Source organism: Pseudomonas sp. 9.1(2019) (assembly GCF_009910445.1).
In the GTDB taxonomy this organism is placed as follows: domain Bacteria; phylum Pseudomonadota; class Gammaproteobacteria; order Pseudomonadales; family Pseudomonadaceae; genus Aquipseudomonas; species Aquipseudomonas paraversuta.
Genome location: NZ_VBWF01000014.1, coordinates 1 through 1,842, shown reverse-complemented (window position 1 = coordinate 1,842; position 1,842 = coordinate 1). Strand labels below are relative to the sequence as shown.

The window sequence follows — 1,842 nt, the reverse complement described above, 5'->3', positions numbered from 1 at the left end:
CCGACCTGGGACGACGAAGTTTACGTCTGGTGGGAAGACGACAGCGGCGTGGTACTGCGCTCATGAACCTTCGAAAATTCAAGCGCCGCCTGCAACGAATAACCCCCGGTGGCCGGCACATGGTCATCGGGATTCCATTCCTGTGGCTGTTCCTGTTTTTCATGCTGCCGTTCTTCATCGTCCTGAAGATCAGCTTCGCCGAAGCCGACGTGGCGATTCCGCCGTACACCGAGATCTACAGCTACGTTGACCAAAAGATTCAGCTGCTGCTGAACCTGGGCAACTACGCGATGCTGGGTGACGACGAGCTGTATATCGCCGCTTACCTGGGCTCGCTGAAGATGGCTTTCTTCAGCACCGCGTTGTGCCTGCTGATCGGCTATCCGATGGCCTATGCCATTGCCAATGCGCGCAAAGAGATGCAGACCGTGCTGGTGCTGCTGATCATGATGCCGACCTGGACTGCGATCCTGATCCGCGTTTACGCGTGGATGGGCATTCTCAGCAACAACGGCCTGCTCAATGGTTTCCTGATGTCGATGGGCTGGATCAGCGAACCGCTGCAGATCCTCAACACCAACATCGCGGTGTATATCGGCATCGTCTATTCGTACCTGCCGTTCATGATCCTGCCGCTGTACGCCAACCTGGTGAAACACGACCACAGCCTGCTGGAAGCCGCGTCCGACCTGGGCTCGAGCACCTTCAACAGCTTCTGGAAAATCACCGTTCCGCTGTCCAAGAACGGCATCATTGCCGGCTGCATGCTGGTGTTTATCCCGGTGGTGGGCGAGTTCGTGATCCCGGAACTGCTGGGCGGCCCGGAAACCCTGATGATCGGTAAAGTGCTGTGGCAAGAGTTCTTCAACAACCGTGACTGGCCGGTAGCCTCTGCGCTTGCCGTGGTAATGCTGGCGATCCTGATCGTGCCAATCATCCTGTTCAACCGCAGCCAGGCTAAAGAACTGGAGGGCAAGATATGAATCGCTTCCGTTTTTCCAGCTTTATGCTGGTCGCAGGCTTGTTGTTCATCTACTTGCCGATGCTGATTCTGGTGATCTACTCGTTCAACGCTTCCAAGCTGGTGACGGTGTGGGGCGGCTGGTCGCTGAAGTGGTACGTGGGCCTGCTGGACAACACGCAACTGATGGGCTCGGTGATGCGCTCGCTGGAAATCGCTCTGTACACGGCGATTGCAGCGGTGGCGCTGGGGACCCTGGCAGCATTCGTGCTGACCCGCATCAGCCACTTCAAGGGCCGCACGCTGTTCGGCGGCCTGGTCACTGCACCGCTGGTGATGCCTGAGGTAATCACCGGTCTGTCGCTGTTGCTGCTGTTCGTGGCCATGGCGCAAATGATCGGCTGGCCCCAGGAACGCGGGATCGTCACCATCTGGATCGCCCACACCACGTTCTGTTCGGCCTATGTGGCCGTGGTGGTGTCGTCGCGCTTGCGCGAGCTGGACCTGTCGATCGAAGAGGCGGCCATGGACCTGGGCGCCAAGCCGTGGAAAGTGTTCTTTTTGATCACCATCCCGATGATCGCGCCGTCACTGGCGGCGGGCGCCATGATGTCGTTCGCCCTGTCCCTGGATGACCTGGTACTGGCCAGTTTCGTGTCCGGGCCGGGTTCCACCACCTTGCCGATGGAAGTGTTCTCGGCGGTACGTCTGGGGGTCAAACCCGAGATCAACGCCGTGGCCAGCCTGATTCTGCTGGCGGTGTCGCTGGTGACCTTCCTGGTGTGGTTCTTCAGCCGCCGCGCCGAAGAACACCGCAAAAAGGCGATTCAGCAAGCCATCGACGAAGCCTCGGCCGAGTCCTGGAAACAACCTGATGTACG

At 59.0% G+C, this 1,842-nt stretch carries 2 protein-coding genes; both read left to right on the top strand.

Features of this window, described 5'->3' with window-relative positions; genetic code table 11:
• Positions 1 to 62 precede the first annotated feature (62 nt).
• Positions 63 to 983, top strand: coding sequence for an ABC transporter permease subunit (locus FEZ21_RS22390; RefSeq protein ID WP_060781709.1), 921 nt, complete (start codon positions 63 to 65; stop codon positions 981 to 983).
• On the top strand, positions 980 to 1,842 hold an 863-nt coding region (locus FEZ21_RS22385; RefSeq protein WP_160628462.1), incomplete at its 3' end, for an ABC transporter permease subunit. The genes FEZ21_RS22390 and FEZ21_RS22385, both read left to right, overlap by 4 nt.

Bases quoted from the DNA above. Each gene is read 5' to 3' on its own strand.
- FEZ21_RS22390 (WP_060781709.1), top strand. From the start codon at position 63: ATGAACCTTCGAAAATTCAAGCGCCGCCTGCAACGAATAACCCCCGGT.